Origin of the sequence: Pontibacter sp. H249, assembly GCF_037892465.1 — a bacterium.
GTDB lineage: Bacteria > Bacteroidota > Bacteroidia > Cytophagales > Hymenobacteraceae > Pontibacter.
Map to the genome: position 1 here is coordinate 402,255 of NZ_JBBKTR010000001.1, position 17,064 is coordinate 419,318.

The window sequence follows — 17,064 nt, forward strand, 5'->3', positions numbered from 1 at the left end:
TTAAGTTCTTTAAATAAAAGGGGCTGAGTTTTAACTCAGCCCCTTTCCATGTTTATACTCAAAGGTAAAACTATTTATTTACCTGCTGTCCCGGGTGGTAAGTAGCTTTGGCACGTTTTTCCACATCCTCGCGGTAGTAAGCCACATCCTTAAATTTTACGTCAGCATAGCGCTGTGCCTGATCATCGAAGTGCGGAGAATTAGGGTCGCCGCTCTGGCCACCGGCAAGTATACTTTTGGCCTTTACCTTATCTCCGAACTCTACTACGGCTACAAAGCTGTTGCCAGAGGTGCCGTAAAGGCGCTTGGTGTTGTAGCTATTGGCACCATAAGAGGCCAGTGCTCCCCAGTTACCAGAGGCCATACCAATTGGCAGACTAGGCAGGTTATCGTTGAAAGGCTGCTTTATCTCGCCGTTGATTCGCTGGAAACGGTTGATCTCGCCCCACGGTGTGTTCCACTTTCCAAAGTCCTGCTCCAACTGGGCAACCGTCTGGCTGAAGATATCTAAACGCTCCTGCTCCGGTGCCTGCTTGGTGTAGTACTCAAAGCGTTCCATCAGGTTAAGACCTTTTGGAGCGCTGCCTTTACGCAGCAGGTTAGTAGCATAAAAATGCGCCAGAGACATAGCCACAGATTCTTTAGAAACAGCATAATTCCAGTTACGCATCACCTCTATGGCAGCCTTAAGTTTAGGATCTGTTGGTTTTTGCTTGTCGTAGGCTTTCACCAGCCCTGGTATCAGCACCTCAAAACCCGGTAAGTATGGATCATAGGCTAGTTCTATGAGCTTATCTAAAGTTAAATTCTCAGCTTTTTCGAGCAAACGAATGGCATGAACTCCTCTGTAGTTTTCAGGGGATGGCGCCATATACTTTGGATAATCTTCTGGCTTAGGGCTATACTCGCCGGCAGCTGTGTATGGTGTAGAGTTACAGTTCTGAATCCAGCCGGTTGGTGGGTTTATAATTCTGATTGTCTCCTCCAGCGGATGAAGTCCGTTCCAGTCTGTTTTTGGGTCGCTGCCATCAACTGGTTTGCTATAGTCTAAGGAGTTGTCGCGCACCGGAAAGAAGTTGCCGTGGTAGTAGGCAATATTTCCGTCGGCATCAGCATATACAGTACCGTTAGAGGAGTTGGTGCGGATCTTCATCATCTCGTTAAACTCCTTGAGGTTGCTTTTCTTGGTACGGGTATATGACTGGATCAATGCATCAACCGGCTTCCACATCAGAGCAGTGGCTACCCACTTGTCGCCATTTTTGTGAGTGATAGGGCCGTGATGGGTGCGATAGGTAGTAAAAGTTTTTTCCTTCAGCTCATCGCCAACTTTGTAAGCCAGCTTTACTTCTGCAGTTTCTACAGGGCGCAATTCAGAGCCATACTTATAGTATAGTTTGCCACCCTGCTTCACAATGGTTTCTTCAAACTCATCTATCACATCGGCATAAGCTGAAGTATGCATCCAGCCGGTTTTCTCATTAAAGCCCTGGTATATGAAGAACTGTCCCCAGGTAACGGCACCATAGGCATTCAGCCCCTCCTCGCTCACAGCATGCACCTCACCCCGGAAGAAGAACGAAGTATGCGGGTTGATCAGGAGCATGGCATTACCAGAAGCCGTGCGCTTACCAGATATTGAAAAACCGTTCGAGCCTTTTGGTTCTTCCAGCAGTCCAGGCCTAACCAGGCCGCTGCCGTAGCTGTTCAATCCAAGCGATTTATCGTGCTCATAAAATGCCTTGATACGCTCTGCTGAAACGCTTTCGATATCGCCACCAATAGAGCCTTCACTGAAGTACATCGGCATCCAAGGTTCAAAGCGTGTCAGGAGTTTTGGCTTCACCTCCGGGTGCGTATGCAGGTAATAGTTAATGCCATCTGCAAAGGCCTGGCAGAGCTCCTTTAACCACTGTGGGCTGCTTTCATATTGAGCAATGGCCTCTTCTTTGGTCATGTACAGCCTGGCGCGCAAATCGCTGTAGAGCATCTCCTCCCCTTCTACTTCTGCCAATCGGCCAATAGCCCATGTATAGTTTCGCTCCACACGGTTAAAATCGTCTTCACATTGTGCGTACAATAGTCCGAAAACAGCATCTGCATCTGTTTTACCGTATACATGCGGCACGCCAAAATCATCACGGATAATTGTTACGCGTGCCGCCTGCACTTCCCAGCGGGTAACCTCAGAGTTAGAGGCAACTTTTGCCTGCTGTGTGCAGGAAAACAGCAGTGTTACGAACAGCAGCAGTCGAATAGGGTATCTGAAAAGGTATCTCATAAGTTTTGAAAAGGAGTATGAAACGGAGCATCAATTTAGGGAGATTTATCAGAAGATGCTCAGATATGTTACCATACCCACTCAAAGTATAAAGTATACTTTTGTTTTCTTGTCTTCAGAGATATGTAGTTTAATGCAGGTATCTGTTCTGATTTTTATTTAAATTAGTAAAGCAAACCATACTTCTATGAAACGAATATTCGCAGTACTTATACTTGCAGCTACAACGCTGTCTGCCTCGGCACAACAAACGCAGAAGCCACCTCTGCACGGTAAAAACTGGATGGCCATTACCGGAAAACCACTGGCAGCCACAGCCGGCGCCATAACCTTCCAGAAAGGCGGTAATGCCGTGGATGCAGCCTGTGCCATGCTGGCTGCTACCTGCACCATGTGGGACGTGCTAAGCTGGGGCGGCGAAACACAGGCGCTTATCTACAATCCTAAAACGAAAAAGGTAATTGCCATAAATGCAATGGGCGTAGCCCCAACTGGAGCAACAGCTAAGTTCTTTAAAAACAAAGGCTACAACTTCCCGCCAGAAAATGGCCCACTGGCAGCTACCACTCCCGGCACTCCCGGTGGAATTATGTACATGCTGGCAAACTACGGTACCCTGAGCCTGGAAGAGGTACTGGCACCTGCTATGGAAATGGCAGCCGGTTACCCAATGGAGGCTCAGACAGCAAATAGCATCGAAAGAAACAAAGAGCTGATAAAGCAGTGGCCTTACAGCAAAAAGGTGTTCCTGACACACCTCGGCGAAGAACGGGAGGCCCCCAATGCAGGTGAGATATTTGTGCAGAAAGACCTGCTGCAGACATTAACCAAAATGGTAGAGGCCGAAAGAGCAGCTTTAAAGCAAGGCAAAAGCCGCAAAGATGCCATCATGGCTGCCTATGATCGCTTCTATAAAGGTGATATTGCTGAAGAGTTTGTGCGTGGCTCCAAAGAACAAGGTGGCTTAATTACGATGAAGGACCTGGCTAACTGGAAACCGATTGAAGAGGAACCGCTTAAGGTAAATTACAAAGGCGTAGACGTATACAAATTGCAGCAATGGACGCAGGGGCCAAGTATGTTGCAGGCGCTGAACATCCTGGAAAACTTTGACCTAAAAGGGATGGGCTACAACAGCACACGCTATATCCATACTGTTTACCAGGCCATGAGTCTTGCCTTTGCCGACCGCGATTTTTATTACGGCGATTCATACGTTGCACCTGAAGAGCCTATGAAAGGACTGCTGAGCAAGGAATACGCAAGGCAACGTGCCAGCCTGATCGGCTACGACAAAAACGATCCGAACATTGGCCCCGGTGATCCATATCCTTTTGAAGGCAAGAAGAACCCATACTTAAAACTACTAAAGCAACGTGGCTACGAACCAGATACCACCCGCCGTAACTTTGCCCCTACACACGACCAACGCACTGGCTCCTCTTCTGTGGATGAAGAGTACCAGGACAGGCTTTGGAGAGGCACCACCACGGTAGAGGCTGCTGATAAAGAAGGGTGGGTAGTCTCGATTACACCGAGTGGTGGTTGGCTGCCAGCTGTTATTGCAGGAAACACCGGAATAGGAATGAGCCAGCGCATGCAGAGCTTCGTGCTAGACCCAGCGCTTAATCCGTTTAATGTAGTAGAGCCTGGCAAAAGACCCCGTGTAACGTTAACGCCTTCTATGGCTCTGAAAGATGGTAAACCGTTTGTATCTTTTGCCGTGCAGGGCGGCGATACGCAGGAGCAGAATCTGCTGCAGTTCTTTTTGAACATGGTGGAGTTTAACATGACAGCACAACAAGCTGCAGAGGCGGCCAACATCAATACAAACCAGCTATGGCTATCGCTGGGTGGCACTAAAACCGATGACCGCAAACCAAAGCCGGGACATATACTATTGCACAGCAGCACACCGGAAGCCGTACGCAACGAACTGAAGAAAATGGGCTATACGCTAAGCTTTAGTGACCGCACCAGCGGGCCTATCAATGCTATTTATTTCGACTGGAAACATAATAGTTTGTGGGGCGGCTCCAGCAACCACGGCGAAGATTATGGAATTGGGTGGTAAGCCTTTAAATGATAAAACAGAAGAGCCTTTAGCATAAACTAAAGGCTCTTCTGTTTTCAAAAGTATACATTTATACTTTACCCGACTTTCACTACTACCTTCCCTACTGTTTTGCCTTGCTGGAAAAGATGGATCGCCTGGTGCATTTGATCAAAAGTATAAACATGACCTATATGCTGTGGCTTAAGCTGCAGCGCCTGCAAACTATGAAGCAACTGATGCATCATATCGGTCTGCTCGTATAAATAAATCAGGTTAAAGCCCATCAGCGACTTATTTTCAGTGGGCAGGCGCAGCGGGTCTATTTTAGGGCGCCTTAAAAACTTCCAGATAAGCTTGGGGTAATTGGGTTTGTTGCCGTGGCTGGTGAAGCTGGCGTTGCCATAAACTACCATTCTACCCATCGGTGCCATCGCATTCCAACCCTGTTTCAGTATGCTGCCACCAATACACTCCATAATCAGGTTTAGCGGACGGCCATGCAATGCCTGCTGTAGCTTTGCCGGAAAATCTGCACCACGAAGTATAACGGCATCATAAGCCTCTTCTTGTTTGAGAAAATCCACTTTGTTCCCCTGCCCTACAGTGCCTATAGTATAGGCGCCATACTTTTTACAGATGCGGTTCGCCAGTATGCCCACACCACCTGCCGCACTGTGTATCAGCACCGACATGCCTACTTTCAGGTTTCCAAGCTCTGTTAAAGCGTAGTAGGCTGTTAAGCCCTGCACCAAAAAGCCGGCACCTTCTTCAAAGCTCCAGCTATCAGGTAACGGAATAATATAGCGGTGGTTGATGTTGATGTGCGACACATAGCCGCCAAACTTAGTGGCTCCCATTACCCTGTCACCAACCTTCCAATCGGTAACTTCTTCGCCTACTGCCATTACTACACCAGAAAACTCCAACCCAGGAATAAACGAACCTTTGGGTGTAGCGCTGTAAAGCCCCTGAATGGCAAAAATATCGGCAAAGTTAAGTCCGACTGCTCTTACCTCCACGCATACTTCGTCTGGGTTGGGCTGCTCTAGTGTTTCGGTTTGTAGTTTCAGGTCTTTTATAGCGCCTGCTTTATGAATGCGGTATACCTGGCGTTCGATCATCGGAAAAATTTCAGTTTTAGACTATAGCAAAACGTGCCAATATACAACATGTTCCGGCATGATGTATACTGGCACGTTGCCTGCAGCCCTACAAAAATGCTTGCCTACTTCATTCCATTCTCATCGCCTTCCTTGGCATCGTCGTTGGATACTTTTTTGGTGCGGCGTGGTTTGGCCTTGGCATCCTGCTTGCCAAACTGATAGTTAAAGCCTAGCCTTACCTGTCGCATATTTAAGCTTAAAGCGTTAGTCTGGTTCAGCACAAGTACATTTTCAGAATTGTATGTATTGATGATACGCTCCCGGGTTACGTATTTATTAAAAGGGTTATTAAAGCCTAAGGTTATACTTCCTTTCTTGTTCAGGATTTCCTTTCTTACTGCAAAATTGTAGGTGGCATAGGGTAATACTTTACCCTGCAGCGTTACCTGCTCAGAGTTATAATCGCCAGCCATTTGTGCGCTAAAACCTTTATTGAAGTTGTAAGATACGTTTAGGTTGGCATTGTAAACGATTCCTGAATTAGACTGCTGCTGACCGCCACCTTTTATAGAAGCATAAAACAGGTTTACGTTGCTGCTAATCTTTGCCTTCTCTAAAAACTTGGTGCTGCCAGACAAACTAAGCCCATAGAAACTCTCCTGCCCCACATTACCGAAAGTAGTTGTTACCCTACCCACCGAGTCAGGGTTTGTGCCGCTGTATGGAGAGCTGAGCGACTGAATAGCATTGTTGGTTTGGCGCCAGTACAGGGATGCGTTTATTGTTGCCCCAGACTTGAAGAAAGTGCTGTAGCCAACTTCATAGGAGTCTGTCAGTTCTGCTTCCAGGTCCGGATTGCCACGTATCACATTCTTAGGATTGCTCACATTCTCGTAAGGGTTTAAGAGCGATAGCTGCGGCCGCTGGATGCGTTTAGAGTAGTTAAACTTGATTGTCTGGTTTTGCTTCAGGTTTCTCGAAATTGACAGGTTAGGGAAGAGATTGTGATACTCCTGCTCCACTCTTGTGCCGTTCGAAATAAAATCCCCATCTACCTGAGTATGCTCAAATCGCAATCCCATTTTCAGATTATACTCTTTCAGTTTAAGGCCATAAATAGCATAAGAAGAAAGCACATCTTGGTTATAGGAAAACACATCTGTTCTTTCCGGCTGCAGCACAAAAGGCGAAGAGGCAGGGCTTGCCACAAGAAAACGATAATCGCTTTCTGCATAACGCCAGATCGCTTTGGTGCCTATCTCTAAAGTTTGGGCTTTACTTAACGGATGTGTGTAGTCTGTCTGAACGGTAATTTCTTCATTGTAGGCATCGTTGTAGTTCTGCTCTTTCTGGGCCAACTGGTTGTCCAAGTAAAGGTCCATGAAGTTCTCGTTGTTGCGGGTGTTTCTGCTTAGCAACCCCAGCACCGAAAGCTCTTGCCCCGGCTTTTTAAAAGTCTTAGTATAGTCTAAGTTGATGTCGTAGTTAATTCCGTCAAACGCATTGCTACCTATTCGGGTATTCGTATTCTCCGAACCATCACCAAATCTGCTGTCGGATACTTGGATAGTTTTGAATGCAACATCAGGAACCGTCATGCGGATGCCAGCCGCCAGGTAGCTTGATTTGCTAAGGCCGTAATCTGCGCCAAACTGCAATAGTTTAGAGGTTGCCTGCCTGTTAGCATCTACAAATTGCGAACTACCAGAAACAGGCGTGCCCGGACCAAAAACCGAAACAATGATGTTTTTGCCGTGCATGTCGGCGAGGGCGTAACCCAATGTAGTGCTTAACCCAACCTTACCCTTCCGGTAGTTCAAGCCAACACTGGTGTTGCTGTTGATCGTGCCCAAGTTAGCGGAAACATTACCGGTTAAACCTTGTAAACCACTGTCTTTCTTAGTTATAATATTGATGATACCTGCTGTGCCTTCGGCATCATACTTGGCAGATGGGCTGGTAACCACCTCCACGGATTTGATCTGATTTGCTGGAATTTGTTGCAGAGCATCTGCTACACTGCTGGCTACTACGGCAGAGGGCTTGTTATTGATCAGTACCCTGATGTTTGAACTGCCTCTTAGTTGCAGGTTGCCTTCCAAGTCTACATTTAAACCGGGAACTTTGCGCATTACATCGGCTGCTGTAGCCCCGGGGGCGATATCTTTTTCTGCATTATAAACCATGCGGTCTACTTTATCTTCTATTAAAGGCTTTTCTCCGGTAACTGTTACCTCGCTTAATGCCTTACTGCTATACTTGAGAGAAACAACACCTACGGTTACATCAGCTTTACCCTGCTCCACAGCCACCGGATCAACAGTCATACTTTCATAGCCTACAAAGCTAATGGTAAGTTTATACTGCCCAGGGGCAATACCGGAGATGGTAAACCTGCCTTTGCTATCCGTTGTAGCGCCATCTACCACTTTGCCTATACTTTTGTTTACCAGTGCAATTGAGGCAAACTCTACTGGTGCCTTAGACTGCCCATCCTGAATGATGCCGCTTATTTTGCCATCGCCTTTAAGTGCAGGCTGAGAAACGGCTGGTGCATTGGTTGTAGTAGCAGGCTTGGGTGCCAAATTTTGGGCAAAAGAAGCCTGGGTAGCGAGCATGCCCGCTACAGCCATAAGTATAATTTTTTTCATAATTTAAGCTTAGATTGTAATGATTTTAAGACGTTGAGTATTACCGGACATAATATTCCTGTTATACAAAATCAGCTTCATGGCCATGCAGCAGCTTCTGTAAAAGCGTGTATAATAATTTTGATACTTGTATTTGCTTAGCTAAGTAGGTTTGTAAAAGGCATACCCACCCCTGCCCCTCCCAAAAGGGGATATCAACGTTACCTGCCTCTTTTCCTGACAGGAGCAGGAGTGGAGCCATTCACAAACAACTAATCTTATTTTTATTATAGCACGAAGGGTGCATGTGCTATACTTTGATGTTCTTGGTAAACTTTACACCTGCAACTGCTGCATATAAGATGCTCCTACAGGCACTTCATAGCCCTTAATGCACACCTGATGGCGCTCTATCTTGTCTATTCTGTTTTTGGCTATAATGTAAGAGCGGTGCACGCGCACAAACTTATCAGTTGGCAACATCTCTATGGCTTCGCTGATGGTCATGCGGGTAAGCAGCTTTTTATCTTCCAGCACAAAAGTCACATAATTGCCCGCAGCCTCTAAGTATAAAATATCATTAAAGTGCACTTTTACCTGCTCATAACCAGTCTTCAGGAACACGTAATCTTTAGCTAGATCTGCGCCATTACGCAGCAGGTATAGTTCCTGAGCTTTGTTGCAGGCTTTCACAAAGCGGGCCAGCGAAAAGGGCTTTAACAGGTAATCAATGGCATCTAACTCGAAGCTGGTAACAGCATGTTCTGTGTAGGCAGTTGTAAAGATAACCAAGGGCTTTTTCTGCAGGCTTGCAACAAACTCCAAACCAGTAATATCCGGCATTTTGATATCCAGAAAAACCAGGTCTACTTGCTCTTTTTGCAGGTACTCCAGCGCCTGAAATGCATCCGTAAAGCTGGCTACTAACTCTAAGTATGGAACCTTAGACGCTAGGGTACGCACTACCTCCAAAGCCAGTGGTTCATCATCTACTGCAATTGCCCTCATGCTCTCTTTGCTTGTTTACCTTCTTAAGTTACCAAATTTTTACTTACTGTTAACCTTGTTTCCTGTAAGTGGCGCTTATAATAAAGAGCATCTGAAGCCAACTGCTCTCTGCTAAACTTATAGTTGTACAGTAAGGTGAACAAAGTACTCTTCAGCAGTTTCTCTTATTATCAGTTCATGCTTTCCAGAATACAATAGCTCCAGGCGCTGCTTCACGTTAACCAACCCTACACCCGATTTGTCTTTTTCCGGGTCTTGCTCCTGCTTTGCATGTATGCTGTTATACACATCAAAGTATAATTTATCTCCTGCAGTATGCAGCGTTATCCTAATCCAGGATTTATGCTTCAGGCTAATACCATGTTTAAAGGCATTTTCTACGAAAGGGATCAGCAGCATAGGCGCTATAAACTTATCCGTTATAACATCCTGAATCTTGGTTTCTATGCTTATGTTAGGAGAAGCCGATGTACGAAGCGTTTGCAGCTCTATGAAGTTGCGCATGTACTCAATCTCACGAGACAGTAATATTTTTTGCTGATGATTTTCGTGCAACATAAAGCGCATCATGTCTCCCAGCATTTGAATACCCTGCGCCGTGCGTTCACTGTTTTCTTGCAGGGCTGTGCCGTAAAGCGTGTTTAGTGCGTTAAACAAAAAGTGCGGGTTTATCTGCGAGCGCAGAAAATCGAGGTTTGCGTTAGACCGGCCCAGCTCCTTCTTCAAAGTATAAACTTCTTCGGTTCCCTTTAGCTGGCGCTTGTAAAGTAGCCACACAGCAGGTGCCGTAATCACTAGTTGGAAGGCTGCGTTAAAAAAGCTTAACCCAAAGGCAGCGTCTTCGTGGTATAATAACGGCAAAAGTATAAAGGCTACAGGCAAGTATGCCAGCACCAGTATAAACGACACTTTTAAAGCATATGACCTGATCGGGTGCTTAGAGTTAAGTGATTTAGGAATAAGTGTGTAAAACGAGATGCAGTAAATAAGTATAGCACTCAACGACAAAATAGCCCATACTACTGTAATCTCCCTCCCAATATTCAGTACCATCAGTAGGAACACACTCACCATCCAGACAATAAAAGCTGTGAGGGCATCGCGGGTAATTATGCGGTACTTGGTTTGTATAATTGTTGAGTTTGATAAAAGGTAAAGACCTGCATGCTTTATAACAGAATAAAACCCGAACATGAGCAGCAGCCAGATAGTATACTTAAAGCTTCCCTGGAAAATGTAGTTGTACGCTTGCTCTACGCTTTCATACTTTACCAGCAGATAACCTTTAGAGTAAGTATCCAGCATACCCATAATAAAGCTTACAGCCGAGAAAGCGATTGCCAGCAGAAACAGGTTTAAGGTTAGCTTCTCCTTTTTTAAAATGCCCGGTAGCACTTTAAAATTTAACAGCAGGAAGCCCAGGTACAGCACCGTGTAGCGCAGCAGCTGCGGCCAGAAATAGTGTTTATAATAGTGATAGGTAACTCCTTCGTGCTTAAAGTCCCACTCGTTGGGACTATACGAAGTTGAAAGCGAGAATATGGCAAAAATGAAAATGGTAGTAGCTGCCCAAAACTCCACTTTAGTTATGCGGATCGGCTTCTCGAGAAAAGTTTGCATTGTCAGGTCGTTCATAAAACAATGATAAAGGAATGCGTTTTAGAAAAATAAAAAATGTGATGAAACGCTAATACTTTGTGACGGAATCATACTTACAAAAAGGAAGTGGTAACAAAGTCTATCACCAGGTCTTTGGGTTTAAATTGAATAACTCCGAAAAGCTTTGGCACCTCCTTCGTTTTTATTTCCTTTCTGTTATCGTAGATATTGGTATCGATCAGCAGGTGGTTGGGGTCTATACTTGCAGCAGTAGGTTTATCCGGTACAATAACAGTTAGCTGCTGCACACCTGACCGGATGTAATGTTTGCGTAAGTAGAGTGGTTTACTATTTTCCTGCTTCTGAGCGGCAAATATGCCAATTTCTACTGGCTCGTTCATGGGCATTTCTGTTTCTATGCCAGTGCTATCTACCTGCACTTTACGCGCTTTCACCTCCAGCTTTACCTGCCATTTTCCATTACTTTGCTGCATTGCCTGTGCCTCTTTCATCTCTACATCCCAAAAGGTATTTCTTTCAAATAAATCTGCTAGTAAGTTTTTAGAAGAATCTGGCGTAACGGCTCTTAGCTCGCGGTACAGGTCGAGGGTGGTGGGCAAAGGTGGCTGACCGGACTTATACTTTTGGAGCAGCCTGCGGAGTACTTGGTTTACCTGTTCCTCTCCTATATACTGCCGCAGCGTATACATAGCAAATGGCCCTTTACGGTAAGCCTGAAACGGATCTGTGGCTCTTATTAAAGGCAAATCTGCTTTAGAGCGAGGCGTAAGATACGAATCGCGCATTACGTGCAGTAGCCGCCACAAATGGTCTGGCCCATACTTTTGCTCTACTACCCCCAGCGCACTGTACCAAGAAAGGCTTTCGGCCAGAACCGGTGCACCCTCTACTGGTGCTGGTATTAGCTGGTGCGCCCACCACTGGTGTGCTATCTCATGCGCCACCACCGCAAAAGGCAGATCAAATTCTCTGTAATCAGCAGCAGGGTTGAGTGCAGCAAAGCTTTCTGTGTAGGCAATAGTGCCGGGATAGGATGTTGCGCCAGTGCCTGCGCCAGCGTATTCTACCAGTTTAAGTTGTTTGTGCGGGTAAGGTCCGAATTGTTTGGTGTAATAACCCAATGATGCTTTTATACTTTGCTCCATACGGTCTAGGTTCAAAGTATGTGCTGGATGGTGAAAAATCTGTAGCTGCACATCTTGCCATTTTGCCTCTCGCACTGCATAGTTTGAGGAGAAGATCGGGAACATGGTGCGTATAGGATTATCAGCTTTGTAGTGAAAGTAACGCCTGCCACCCTTTACCCAACTTTTAAGAAGTAAGCCTGGAGCAACCGCCAGCTGGTCTTGCACTGTACCCACCGTTGTCTCAAACCGCACCCGCTCCCGGTTTGCCATTTTGTACAGCGCTGTACTATCGTAAAGAGACGGAGTGGCTGGTTTAACAGGCAATTTATACTTGCTGCGTGCCGCGGCATTGCTTAACTCTCTCTCTGCCTGATACCCAACGGCCGGCAACCAGTCCTGCGCCACAAAGAAAGTACCGTTCTCGACCACAGATGTGCTGTTGCCTTCGTTTGTAAAGCCTTGCGGGTTGTAGGTTAACTTGAAGTATAGTTTTACAGAATCTCCCGGCAAAAGTGGCTCTTGCAAAGTATAAACCCTGTGCCGAAGGTCATCGTCCTGAAGTATGATGCTTGATTTCCGGCTAAAGTATAATCTGGTTGTTTCTGCCTCTGCGGCAGTAGCCAGGTGCACTGTATTTATGGTGGTATTGCTGTTGTTACGGAGTGTGTAAGCTCCTTGCACCTCAGCCTTTTGCTGCTCCGGATACAGTTCCACATGCAGTGCAATGGCCGTTACTCCTGGCTGTACTTCGTGGCTGTACTTGCTGTAAAATTGTTCGTACCTGGCTCTGCGTTCTGCCAGTTCATCCAGTGAAAAGTTTTTGTTCAGGATACTCGTGTTGTAAAACACAAAGGCGCCGGTTGTAAAAATTAGCACTGCGCCAGCTGCACCTGTAAGTATAAGTGTGCGGGTAGGTTTTGCAAATGCCTGATAGAATCTGCGTTTTAAATAAATTTCACGGCCACGTACCCAAAGCATTTTTGCTACCAAGGCAAGCATTAATGCCCAACCAGCCCAATACAATTTAAACCAGAACCAGGGAGCAAGTGTGGCGGCAAAGCCACTGATGTTTGAATAAGAGTAAGCTGGCGCTGCTCCATAAATCAGTAGCTTATCTCTTACCCCCAGCTCTCCGGCAAAAAGAGTATACAGGAAAGTCAGGAACACGATCATATGCCCCATATACTTTTGGTTAACCAGCACGTGCACTGCCATGGCCACACAAGCAATTAAAAGATAATCTACCATCTGCAGCCCAAAAACAGCTTTAAAATAGAGGCCAGGCTCCAGAGCCTTGTGCCCTTCAGCCAGCTGTATAAGCATACCAGTTGTTATAAACACGGCCTGCAGCGTGAGCAACAATAGCAGAATGCTCAGTAGCTTTCCTGCCAATAATACAGTGCTTGGCACAGGCGCAGCATCGGCAATGTCATTCATGCGTGCATCGCGCTCCCTCCATACAAGCTGCCCAACATAAATGGTTATCAGCGCCACCACCATTAGCTGCACCGGCAAAAAACTGAACAGCGAAACCATCCTATTTGTAGCAGGCGTGCGTGGTACACCAAGCGGACCTTGCAGCAACTCCGGAACTACGATAAGCAGCATGGCAACAAGGCCGGCAAGTGCAATCCAGACCCAACTGGTTATACTTTCCCGGAAGGAGTGCTGCGCTATGGAAACGGCCTGCAGTACATGCGTATTAAAATTGAAGTTTCCTTTAAGTTGCGGCACTGCCACAGGTGCAGGTAAGCCTGTCTCAATACTAATTGCTTTTTTAATCAGTAGGCGGCTCCACCAGGAATTACTTACAAAGTAGGCAAAACGGAACCTGTAATACGAGAGACCTAAAACACCTAAGGCTACTGCCAGCCATAAGGCCCTGTTCCAGTATAATCCTGCCTCTAAACCTATTTGCTTTGTGTTGATTTCATGGGGAGGCGTGGCCATTTTTAACTCACCGAATACCGTAAAGCCGGACATATCCAGCAGACGCCCCAAATCCCACATCCCCATCTGATCTGCTAAAATTTCCTTAATCGTAAGCGACCCCATAAACAGGAAGCCACCAACCAGAAAGCTTGTAAATGCATGCCTGCTAAGCAGTGCCACGGTAAAAAGTATAGCGGTGAAAACAAAAGTATTTGGCAACGCCACCAACAAGTAAGCATTAAGGTATCCTAGTGGCTGAGGTGCCCCGAATAGTGTTGCATCTATACCGGGAAGTACAGTAATAAGTATAAGCCCCAGCGGCACCACCAGCATTACCCCGGCAATAATCACAAAAGCACCTAAAAAGCGGCCGCCCAGGTAAGCCACTTTACTAACCGAAGAAGTATAAAGCAGCGGTTCAATTCTTTCCTGCAGGTCGTGGGTGGCAGCATCGCCGGCCACCGCAGCTACTACCAATAATCCGAGTAAACTGGCAATAGAAGAGATGGCAGCGGTAACAATGGGGGCATTCAAAAGGTAGTCTCCATCCCGCACATTATCTACAAAACTGGCTGCCATGGTAAAGGTGAGCGTCAGAAATATCCCAAAGTATAACCAGGTATAAATGCGGCTCAGCTGGTATACTAGTTCGAACCGGAAAATCTCTCTGAACTTCATGACACTACCTCCTTCTCCGGGTGCTTGCTGCTTAAATTAGTATGGCCGGTCATGGTGCTGAAGTATACATCCTCGAGGTTGGCCTCTGCCAGTTCAAATCCAGCATCGGGCATGCAACCACTGAAAACACGCACCACACAACGGCCCCCGAGCAGTTTAGTAGAGATTACAGTGTGTTCCTGCTCCACCTTTGGCAGCTCGCTTTTATAAATTACCTTGCGCCATACCCTCCCCTGCAGCGCCTCCGTAGCCAGTAGCGGCTCTGCCTCCAGTAATATCTCTCCTTTGTTGATGATGGCCATGCGGGTGCAGAGTTCTGATACATCCTCTACAATGTGCGTGGAAAGTATAACAATACTGTTCTCGCCTAGCTCGCACAACAGGTTCAGGAAACGTACCCGCTCCGATGGATCCAGGCCGGCAGTGGGCTCATCTACAATCAGCAGTTTTGGATTACCCAGTAATGCCACTGCCACGCCGAAGCGCTGCCGCATACCTCCTGAGTAGCCACCAAGTTTCTGCCTGCGCACTTCCCATAGGTTTGTTTGCCGCAGCAACCCCTCCACCACTTCTTTTCGGGCAGCTTTGCCTGTTATTCCCTTCAAAATGGCAAAGTGGTTCAGGAGGCTATCGGCAGTAGAATTTCGGTACACGCCAAACTCTTGAGGCAGGTAGCCAAGCGTTTCCCGCACCTTCTCTTTTTCCTGCACCACATTTATACTTCCAAGGTATATCTGCCCCTCGTCTGGGTCTTGCAACGTAGCCAATATGCGCATTAAAGTAGATTTGCCCGCACCGTTTGGCCCCAGTAAACCATACATACCAGGCGAGATAGTGAGGCTGGCGTTATATAGCGCCTTTACACCATTGGGGTAGGTTTTAGACACATTCCTGATTGTTAATTCCATAGTTTTATCTTGTCTAATAGCACCAGATTTTAGGCCTTTGCATTGGGAGTGCTTCGGCGTTTCTGATGTAAGATTAGATATCATGAAACTCTGTATCAACTAAATGTGATGAAGTGCCAGAAAGATGTGATGAACATCATTTAACCTCTCAAAAACCATTTTACATTTTATTGCAATAAATTAATTTTCAATAATTTAAACTTAATTCTTCCTGCAAAACTCGTATATTATTTTACCTTTGTGTAAACAGCTCTTGCTTTTGTACAGTAGCAACACTTAAATATTGTCCTCTACTATTCTCTTAAGATTTAGGCCGTTAGCAGTAAAACTATGATCAAGACCAAAGACAAGCTTTTGAAGGATGTAGAAACTGTAAAACAGATTCCGATTGTGCCTGCTATGCTGGAGGTGATATGCCGGACAACCGGAATGGGTTTTGCAGCCATTGCACGTGTTACCCAGGAACGTTGGCTAGCCTGCAGTGTTCGCGATGAAGTTGGCTTTGGCTTAAAAGAAGGAGGAGAACTTGAGATTGAAACCACACTCTGTAACGAGATCCGTGATAGCGGCAAACTAATTGTCTTTGACAACGCTTCTGAAGACGCGCTTTACAAAGACCATCACACACCACGCATCTATGGCCTGCAGAGTTATATTTCTGTACCTATCATATTAAAAGACGGCACTTTTTTTGGGACACTTTGCGCTATAGACGCCAACCCTGCCAAGGTAAACAATACCCAAGTGATAGGCACTTTTACCATGTTTGCAGAATTGCTGGCCTTTCATTTACAAAGCTTAGAGTTACTGGAGAAAGCCCAGAAAGCCAACATCAAATTAACAAACGAGAACAAAGTGCTGGCAAACGCCAACTTCGATTTAGATAACTTTGTTTATGTTGCCTCTCATGACCTAAAGACCCCTGTTGCTAATATTCAGGCCTTACTGCACTTATTAACTGATGCTGTAAACAAAGAAGACCTGGACAGGAAGGACCTAAAAAATATTGCTACCATGCTCAGGTCCTCGCTTGATCAGTTTGCTATAACCATAAAAGACCTGACAACTATTGTGGAAGCAGAAGCCAGCAGAGACGATGTAGTACCTGCAGACCTGAATTTATTTGAAGTGGTGGAGCACGTAAAGCAGGAGTTAGGAAAATTTCTAGAAGTATCGGGGGCACAGATAAATGTAACCTGTAACAAAACTCCACTGATCAGTTTCCCAGAAAACAACTTTAAAAGTATCGTTTACAACCTGCTTAGCAATGCGATCAAGTACAGGTCTCCGGATAGAGCTCCGGATATTCAAATCCAAATGGATAAAGTAGACGGAAAAACGCGTATAACTTTTACAGACAACGGCTTAGGAATCCCGAAAAGCAAGCATTCAGAATTATTTACCATGTTCAAGCGATTCCACGACCACGTGGAAGGAAGCGGCATTGGCCTTTACCTCGTTAAACGAATGGTCGAACACAGAGACGGCCAGATTAGCGTTAACAGCACAGTAGGCGAAGGCACAACGTTTACAATACTACTATAGCCACCTCTTCTCGATTTCTTTAGCAGAGGCAGCCATTGCTTCTGCCGGTTTGTTTTCTCCAGCCAATAACTGCTCCTAATTCTTCAGGCATTTCTCCTGGCTCCTATCTGCATTTTTCAACATAAAGTTAATTGCCAGCGTATTAAAATCACCCATCCATTGCACCCCAAATGCGG

The 17,064-nt window shown here is 46.0% G+C and carries 9 protein-coding genes; 2 read left to right on the forward strand and 7 right to left on the reverse strand.

What is annotated here, in order from left to right; all coding sequences use genetic code 11:
- Positions 1 to 70: 70 nt before the first annotated feature.
- Positions 71 to 2,281 carry an acylase gene (locus WG943_RS01625; RefSeq protein ID WP_340406394.1) on the reverse strand — a complete coding sequence of 737 codons (2,211 nt, stop codon included), beginning with the start codon at positions 2,279 to 2,281 and terminating at the stop codon, positions 71 to 73.
- A 187-nt stretch (positions 2,282 to 2,468) separates the two neighbouring features.
- Here WG943_RS01625 and WG943_RS01630 point away from each other — a divergent pair, with 187 nt between their 5' ends.
- The gene (locus tag WG943_RS01630; protein ID WP_340406396.1) at positions 2,469 to 4,355 is read left to right on the forward strand and encodes a gamma-glutamyltransferase family protein; all 1,887 of its coding nucleotides are present in this window, start codon (positions 2,469 to 2,471) and stop codon (positions 4,353 to 4,355) included.
- A 77-nt stretch (positions 4,356 to 4,432) separates the two neighbouring features.
- Here WG943_RS01630 and WG943_RS01635 read toward each other — a convergent pair whose 3' ends face one another.
- The 6 genes from WG943_RS01635 to WG943_RS01660 form a co-directional block, all read right to left on the reverse strand.
- Positions 4,433 to 5,458, reverse strand: coding sequence for a synaptic vesicle VAT-1 family membrane protein (locus WG943_RS01635; protein WP_340406398.1), 1,026 nt, complete (start codon positions 5,456 to 5,458; stop codon positions 4,433 to 4,435).
- Positions 5,459 to 5,562: 104 nt separating this feature from the next.
- The gene (locus WG943_RS01640; RefSeq protein WP_340406399.1) at positions 5,563 to 8,091 is read right to left on the reverse strand and encodes a TonB-dependent receptor domain-containing protein; all 2,529 of its coding nucleotides are present in this window, start codon (positions 8,089 to 8,091) and stop codon (positions 5,563 to 5,565) included.
- A 315-nt stretch (positions 8,092 to 8,406) separates the two neighbouring features.
- A complete protein-coding gene (locus tag WG943_RS01645) occupies positions 8,407 to 9,078 on the reverse strand; it encodes a LytR/AlgR family response regulator transcription factor (protein WP_340406400.1) in 672 nt (223 codons plus the stop codon).
- 117 nt (positions 9,079 to 9,195) lie between these two features.
- Positions 9,196 to 10,713, reverse strand: a complete 1,518-nt coding sequence (locus tag WG943_RS01650) for a sensor histidine kinase (RefSeq protein ID WP_340406402.1) — start codon at positions 10,711 to 10,713, stop codon at positions 9,196 to 9,198.
- A gap of 77 nt (positions 10,714 to 10,790) precedes the next feature.
- Positions 10,791 to 14,435 (reverse strand): ABC transporter permease/M1 family aminopeptidase, encoded by a 3,645-nt coding sequence (locus WG943_RS01655; RefSeq protein WP_340406404.1) that lies wholly within the window; start codon positions 14,433 to 14,435, stop codon positions 10,791 to 10,793.
- On the reverse strand, positions 14,432 to 15,343 hold the full coding sequence (locus tag WG943_RS01660) for an ABC transporter ATP-binding protein (RefSeq protein ID WP_340406405.1): 912 nt from the start codon (positions 15,341 to 15,343) through the stop codon (positions 14,432 to 14,434). Before WG943_RS01660 ends, WG943_RS01655 begins: the two co-directional genes overlap by 4 nt.
- Positions 15,344 to 15,673: 330 nt before the next feature.
- Between WG943_RS01660 and WG943_RS01665 the strand changes: the two genes are divergently transcribed.
- Positions 15,674 to 16,888 (forward strand): sensor histidine kinase, encoded by a 1,215-nt coding sequence (locus WG943_RS01665; protein WP_340406406.1) that lies wholly within the window; start codon positions 15,674 to 15,676, stop codon positions 16,886 to 16,888.
- Positions 16,889 to 17,064: the final 176 nt, after the last annotated feature.

Bases quoted from the DNA above. Each gene is read 5' to 3' on its own strand.
- WG943_RS01635 (WP_340406398.1), bottom strand. From the start codon at position 5,458: ATGATCGAACGCCAGGTATACCGCATTCATAAAGCAGGCGCTATAAAA.
- WG943_RS01665 (WP_340406406.1), top strand. From the start codon at position 15,674: ATGATCAAGACCAAAGACAAGCTTTTGAAGGATGTAGAAACTGTAAAA.
- WG943_RS01650 (WP_340406402.1), bottom strand. From the start codon at position 10,713: ATGAACGACCTGACAATGCAAACTTTTCTCGAGAAGCCGATCCGCATA.
- WG943_RS01640 (WP_340406399.1), bottom strand. From the start codon at position 8,091: ATGAAAAAAATTATACTTATGGCTGTAGCGGGCATGCTCGCTACCCAG.
- WG943_RS01630 (WP_340406396.1), top strand. From the start codon at position 2,469: ATGAAACGAATATTCGCAGTACTTATACTTGCAGCTACAACGCTGTCT.
- WG943_RS01660 (WP_340406405.1), bottom strand. From the start codon at position 15,343: ATGGAATTAACAATCAGGAATGTGTCTAAAACCTACCCCAATGGTGTA.
- WG943_RS01655 (WP_340406404.1), bottom strand. From the start codon at position 14,435: ATGAAGTTCAGAGAGATTTTCCGGTTCGAACTAGTATACCAGCTGAGC.
- WG943_RS01625 (WP_340406394.1), bottom strand. From the start codon at position 2,281: ATGAGATACCTTTTCAGATACCCTATTCGACTGCTGCTGTTCGTAACA.
- WG943_RS01645 (WP_340406400.1), bottom strand. From the start codon at position 9,078: ATGAGGGCAATTGCAGTAGATGATGAACCACTGGCTTTGGAGGTAGTG.